At 76.0% G+C, this 6251-nt stretch carries 5 protein-coding genes; all 5 read left to right on the plus strand.

The genetic code is table 11. The annotated features are described in order from the left end of the window. Positions 1-199: 199 nt before the first annotated feature. Positions 200-2131 carry a translational GTPase TypA gene (typA, locus tag CBZ_RS19045; RefSeq protein WP_130783030.1) on the plus strand — a complete coding sequence of 644 codons (1932 nt, stop codon included), beginning with the start codon at positions 200-202 and terminating at the stop codon, positions 2129-2131. Between the two features lie 5 nt (positions 2132-2136). Then, positions 2137-3114, plus strand: a complete 978-nt coding sequence (locus CBZ_RS19050) for a PIG-L family deacetylase (RefSeq protein WP_130783031.1) — start codon at positions 2137-2139, stop codon at positions 3112-3114. Positions 3115-3374: 260 nt separating this feature from the next. Continuing rightward, positions 3375-3962, plus strand: a complete 588-nt coding sequence (locus tag CBZ_RS19055; protein WP_130783032.1) for a hypothetical protein — start codon at positions 3375-3377, stop codon at positions 3960-3962. Continuing rightward, a complete protein-coding gene (locus CBZ_RS19060; protein WP_246013551.1) occupies positions 3959-4474 on the plus strand; it encodes a flavin reductase family protein in 516 nt (171 codons plus the stop codon). The genes CBZ_RS19055 and CBZ_RS19060 overlap by 4 nt, the downstream gene beginning before the upstream one ends. Positions 4475-4663: 189 nt before the next feature. Beyond that, positions 4664-6251: hypothetical protein (locus CBZ_RS21435; RefSeq protein WP_444979409.1), on the plus strand; the 1588-nt coding region annotated here is incomplete at its 3' end.

A 6251-nucleotide genomic window follows, 5' to 3' on the forward strand; every position in this document is an offset into this window, starting at 1 on the left:
GCCGGGCACGGCCCGGCACGGCCCGGCACGGCCCGGCACGGCCCGGCACGGCCGAGCGGGGCCGCGAGCACGTCGCGCGCGGGGCGCCGGGGGGACGGCCGTCACACCCCCGCAGGGGAGACCCGTGCGGCCGTGGCGGGTAGAATCGTCCGGCGCCACGTCCCGGCGCGCACCCCACCTGCGAAAGCCGAGTACACCCATGCCTGAGTCCACGACCGTCTCCGGCGTGCGCGCCGACCTGCGCAACGTCGCGATCGTGGCCCACGTCGACCACGGCAAGACGACGCTCGTCGACGCCATGCTCTGGCAGTCCGGGGCGTTCGGTGCGCACGCGCACGTCGACGAGCGCGCCATGGACTCGGGTGACCTCGAGCGCGAGAAGGGCATCACGATCCTCGCGAAGAACACCGCGGTCCGGTACGCCGGCCCCGCGGCGGCCGCGGCGGGCCAGCCCGACGGGATCACGATCAACGTCATCGACACCCCCGGGCACGCCGACTTCGGCGGCGAGGTCGAGCGCGGCCTGTCGATGGTCGACGGCGTCGTCCTGCTCGTCGACGCGTCCGAGGGCCCGCTCCCGCAGACGCGGTTCGTGCTCCGCAAGGCGCTCGCCGCGAAGCTCCCCGTCATCCTCGTCGTCAACAAGGTCGACCGTCCCGACGCCCGCATCGACGAGGTCGTCCACGAGGCGACCGACCTGCTGCTCGGCCTCGCGTCCGACCTGCACGAGGACGTGCCGGACCTCGACCTCGACGCGATCCTCGACGTCCCCGTCGTCTACGCCGCCGCGAAGGCCGGCCGGGCGTCGCTCAACCAGCCCGCCGACGGCGGCCTGCCCGACTCGGAGACCCTCGAGCCGCTGTTCGCGACGATCCTCGAGAAGATCCCCGCCCCCACGTACGACGAGGGCGCGCCGCTGCAGGCCCACGTCACGAACCTCGACGCGTCGCCGTTCCTCGGCCGCCTCGCGCTGCTCCGCATCTTCAACGGCACCCTGCGCAAGGGCCAGACCGTCGCGTGGGCGCGCCAGGACGGCTCGCTGCAGAACGTCCGCATCACCGAGCTGCTGGAGACCAAGGCGCTCGAGCGCGTGCCCACCGACTCGGCGGGCCCCGGCGACATCGTCGCCGTCGCCGGCATCGAGGACATCACGATCGGCGAGACGCTGACCGACCCCGACGACCCGCGCCCGCTGCCGCTCATCACGGTCGACGACCCGGCCATCTCGATGACCATCGGCATCAACACCAGCCCGCTCGCCGGCAAGGGCGGCAAGGGCCACAAGGTCACCGCGCGCCAGGTCAAGGACCGCCTCGACAAGGAGCTCGTCGGCAACGTCTCGCTCCGCGTCGTCCCGACCGACCGCCCCGACGCGTGGGAGGTGCAGGGCCGTGGCGAGCTCGCGCTCGCGATCCTCGTCGAGCAGATGCGCCGCGAGGGCTTCGAGCTCACTGTCGGCAAGCCGCAGGTCGTCACGCGCAAGGTCGACGGCCACGTCCACGAGCCCGTCGAGCGCATGACGATCGACGTCCCCGAGGAGTACCTGGGCGCCGTCACGCAGCTCCTCGCGCAGCGCAAGGGCCGCATGGAGACGATGTCGAACCACGGCACCGGCTGGGTCCGCATGGAGTTCCTCGTCCCCGCCCGCGGCCTCATCGGCTTCCGCACGCGGTTCCTCACCGACACCCGCGGCACCGGCATCGCGTCGTCCATCTCCGAGGGCTACGAGCCGTGGGCCGGCCCGATCGAGACCCGCCAGTCGGGCTCGCTCGTCGCCGACCGCTCCGGTGCCGTCACGCCGTTCGCCATGATCAACCTGCAGGAGCGCGGCTCGTTCTTCGTCGAGCCCACCTCGGAGGTCTACGAGGGCCAGATCGTCGGCGAGAACTCCCGCAACGAGGACATGGACGTCAACATCACCAAGGAGAAGAAGCTCACCAACATGCGCTCCTCCACGGCGGACAACTTCGAGAACCTCGTGCCGCCGCGCAAGCTCACGCTCGAGGAGTCGCTCGAGTTCGCGCGCGAGGACGAGTGCGTCGAGGTGACGCCGGAGGTCGTGCGCATCCGCAAGGTGGTGCTCGACCAGACCGAGCGCGCCCGCATCACCGCGCGCAGCAAGAAGTCCTGACGCCGGTGGCGCCGGTCGGCGGCCTCGTCGCGGTGCACGCGCACCCCGACGACGAGACCCTGTCGACCGGCGCCCTGCTCGCCACCTGGGCGCAGGCCGGACGGCCCGTCACCGTCGTGACCTGCACGCGCGGCGAGCGCGGCGAGGTCATCGGTGACGTGCTCGCGCACCTCGAGGGCGACGGCCTGGCGCTCGCCGCGCACCGCGAGACCGAGCTCGCCGCCGCGCTCGCGGCGCTCGGGGTGACGGACCACGTGTTCCTCGACCGGGTGCCCGCGACGTCCGGCCAGCCCGTCGGGTCGCCCGAGGGTGCCCGCTACGAGGACTCCGGCATGGCGTGGCTCGGCACCGGGCAGGCGGGCAGCGCGACCGACGTCCCCGCCCACGCGTTCGTGGCGGAGCCGGTCGACCACGCCGCTACCCGGCTCGCGCACGTCCTGCGCACCCGGCGACGTGACGTCGTCGTCACGTACGAGCCCCGCGGCGGCTACGGGCACCCCGACCACGTCCGTGCCCACGAGGTCACGCGGCGGGCCGTCGAGCTCGCCGCCCACGCGGGCGACGCGCACGCCGACGCGTTCGACGTGCCGGCCGTGCTGTGGGCCGCGCAGCGCGAGGGGGCGCTGCGGGCCGGCTACCGGGCGCTGCGCGACCCGGCCGTGACGCGTGCCCTCGGGGTCGCCGGCGCGCACCTCGCCCTGCCCGACCCCGACGGTGACCTGCCGTCCGTCGCCGTCCCCGACGACGCCGTGCACGTCGAGGTCGACGTCCTGCCCGTGCGCGACGCGGTGCTCGCCGCGCTGCGCGCCCACGCGACCCAGGTGCAGGCCGTGCACGTCGTCGACGGCACCGCCGACCTGGTCGCCTGCTACGCCCTGAGCAACGACGTCCTCGCCCCCGTCCTGCCCGTCGAGGCCTACCGGTGGGCGTCCGGCGCCCCCGGGACGCTCGACCGACCCGCCGGTGTGCGGCCGGTAGCCTGACGCGCGTGCAGCCCTTCGACCCCGCCGTCCTCGTCAAGGCCGCAGCGACCTTCGGCCTCGGCCTGCTCGTCGGGACCGTCGGCACCGTCATGCACCGCAGCGTCCCGCCGTGGGGGCTCGTCCTGTGCGTCCTCCTCGTGCTGGGCACCGGGCTGCTCGCGCGCGCGTGGGCCGGCGGCTTCGCGCTCGCAGGCCTCGCGGGGGGCATGTTCCTGAGCGTCACGACCCTCGCGCGGACCGGTCCCGGCGGCGACGTCCTCGTGCCCGGGCAGCAGGGGATCGGGTGGCTGTGGGTGCTCGGTGCGCTCGTCGCGCTGATCGCGGCGGCGCTCGCACCGCGCGCCCTGTTCCGTGACGAGCCGCGCGGCGAGCGGCCCGACAGGGAGGTCGTCGTGGTCGGCGCCGTCGGGTACGGCGAGGGCGCGGACCGCACCGCGGTCGACGGCGAGGACGCACCCGACGACGACCTGGCCGCCGTCGGCGCGCGTCGGGACGACCTGACCAGCGACGACGTGGCCAGCAATGACGCGGCTGGCGATGACGTCACCAGCGACGACGCGGCCGACGACGACGTGGCGGATGACGACGTGGCGGATGACGACGTAGCCGATGACGACGTGGCCGATGACGACGTGGCCGATGACGACGTGGCCGATGACGACGTGGCCGATGACGACGTGGCCGACGACGACGTGGCCAAGGACGGCGTCGTGCCGTTCGCCGGCCCCGACGCGGACGTCCCTGACCTCGACGCGGGCTCCGGTGCCGGCCTGGACCGGATCGCCGGGACGGCGGCCGAGGGGACCGAGCCGCGCGGGCAACGCAGCGACGCCGGGAGCGCGCCGTGACGACGTCGGACCCTGCGGACGTCGACGCCGTGGACCCGGACGTGTTCCGCGCCGCGGTCGGACGCCTGCCGGCGGGGGTCGCCGTCGTGACCCTGCGCTGGCGCGGCACCGACCACGCGACGACCGTCGGGTCGTTCGTGTCGGTGTCGCTCGAGCCGCCGCTCGTGCTGTTCTGCGTGCACGCCGACGCCCGGCTGCGCGACGCGCTCGACGACGTCGACGCGTGGGCCGTGTCGGTCCTCGCCGACGACCAGGCCGCGACCGCCGACTGGCTCGCGTCGGCCGGACGGCCCGCCGTCGACCAGCTCGCCCGCGTGCCCCACCGGCCCGCGCCCGGCTCGGGCGCCCCGTGGCTCGACGACGCCGCGGCGTGGTTCGACTGCCGGACGTCCGCCGTGCACCGCGCGGGAGACCACGACATCGTCGTCGGCACGGTCGTGGCGGCGCGTCAGGGCGCCCCCGACGCGGGCGGCCTCGTCCACCTGCGGGGACGGGTGCGCGGACTGCGCTGACGCACGGGAGCTGCACGTCCGGCCGGGAGCGGTCGTCGACCCGGGCCGTCGGGGGTGACCGATGTGCGAGGGTCGTGTGGGCGTGGGGTGAGAACGGCCCGGCTCGCCGCACGAAGGGCACGGTTGCCCCAGGTCCGCGCCGTAGAATCGCGCGGGCGCACGTCGCGCGCGAAGAAGCAGGGGAGCAGGATGACCGACCCGACCGACCGCCACACCTCCGTGCGGCCGGGGGGTCCCGCCGCGGCCGCCGCCGGGCCGGACGACCCGACCACCGACACCGCCAGGCCGACCGGCCCGGACGCGTCGACGACCGCGCACGACACCGACGGGACTCCGGCTGACCACACGCCCGAGTCCACGGACGCGCAAGACGCCGCCGCCACGGACGGGCTGCCGAGCGGCGCCGAGGCAGCCGACGCCTCCGATGCCGGTGCCGTCGGCGTCGACGCGTCTGGCTCCGACGCGTCCGGCTCCGACGCGTCCGGCTCCGACGCGTCCGGCTCCGACGCGTCCGACGTCGAGGCGGCGGTCGCCGAGGTCACTGCCGACGAGACGCCGGACGAGGCGAGTGCGGCCGAGAAGCCGGGCGAGCCCGCGACCGACGCGACGCCGGACGCCGACGCGGTGTCGGACGACGCGGTGTCGGACGACGCGGTGTCGAACGACGCGGTGTCGAACGAGGTTCCGGTCGAGGCGCCCGCTGACGCGGCCTCGGACGAGGCACCCGCCGCACGGCCCCGCGACGAGGCGCAGGCGGACGTCACGCCTGCCGCGGACGCCCAGAGCGACCGGCCGACGCCAGCCGAGGTGTCGGACGACGCGCGCGGCGACGACGAGCCGGTGGACAGCGCGACAGGCACGACGGCGCCCGCCGGGGCGTCGGACGCCGCGCTCGCCGGTACTTCGTCGCCCGACGCGCAGAGCGGTCCGACGCCGGCTGACCCGACGTCGGCTGACCCGACGCCGGCTGAGCCGACGTCCGCCGACGTGCCGACGGCCGCGGCAACGCGCGAGGTCACGACCGGCGCCTCCATCGAGGAGAAGTCGGCCGACGTCGGGGCGTCCGACGGCACCGCGGCGCGTGACACCACGCCGACCGACGGCGCCCTCGCGCGGGACACCACCACGCACGAGACCGCTGAGGCCGCGGGCGGCACCCCCGCGAGCGCCGCCGCCCAGGCCGGCACCCCCGCGTCGGGCGACTCCACGCCGGCAGACGGCTCCACGCCGGCAGACGGCTCCACGCCGGCAGACGGCGCCGCGGTCGTCGACGGCGACTCGTCCGTGGACGACGCTGCTCCCGCTGCCGACCCGAACGGGTCGGGCGACGCCGCAGGGACGTCCGTCTGGCCGGTGTGGGGCGGCGCAGCCGGGCGCACGCAGGACGGGACCGGTGAGCAGCCCACCCGCTCGACCCCCGACGCCGACCGCTCGGCCCCGCCGACCACTCGCGCGGCGGACGACGCGACCTCCACGGCACCGGCCGACACCTCGGCGGCGGGCACGTCCGCGCAGCAGGGTGACACCCCGACGCGCGCGGTCCCCGCGGTGACGGAGGCCGAGCCGGCCACGCCCGCGACCGCCACGCCGACCCCGTCGGACGCCCGACCGGTCGAGCCCGGGACGCGACCGTCCGAGCCCGTGGCGCACACCGGCGCGCCGACTCACGCCCTCCCGCAGCCCGTGGCACCGGGGGGAGCCTCCCAGCAGTCCGCCCCGGCGCCGGCCGCGTCCGACGCGCGCGTGGCGTCTGACGAGGCCGCCGGCCCGTCGGGCC

Origin of the sequence: Cellulomonas biazotea, from assembly GCF_004306155.1 — a bacterium.
Classification (GTDB): domain Bacteria; phylum Actinomycetota; class Actinomycetes; order Actinomycetales; family Cellulomonadaceae; genus Cellulomonas; species Cellulomonas biazotea.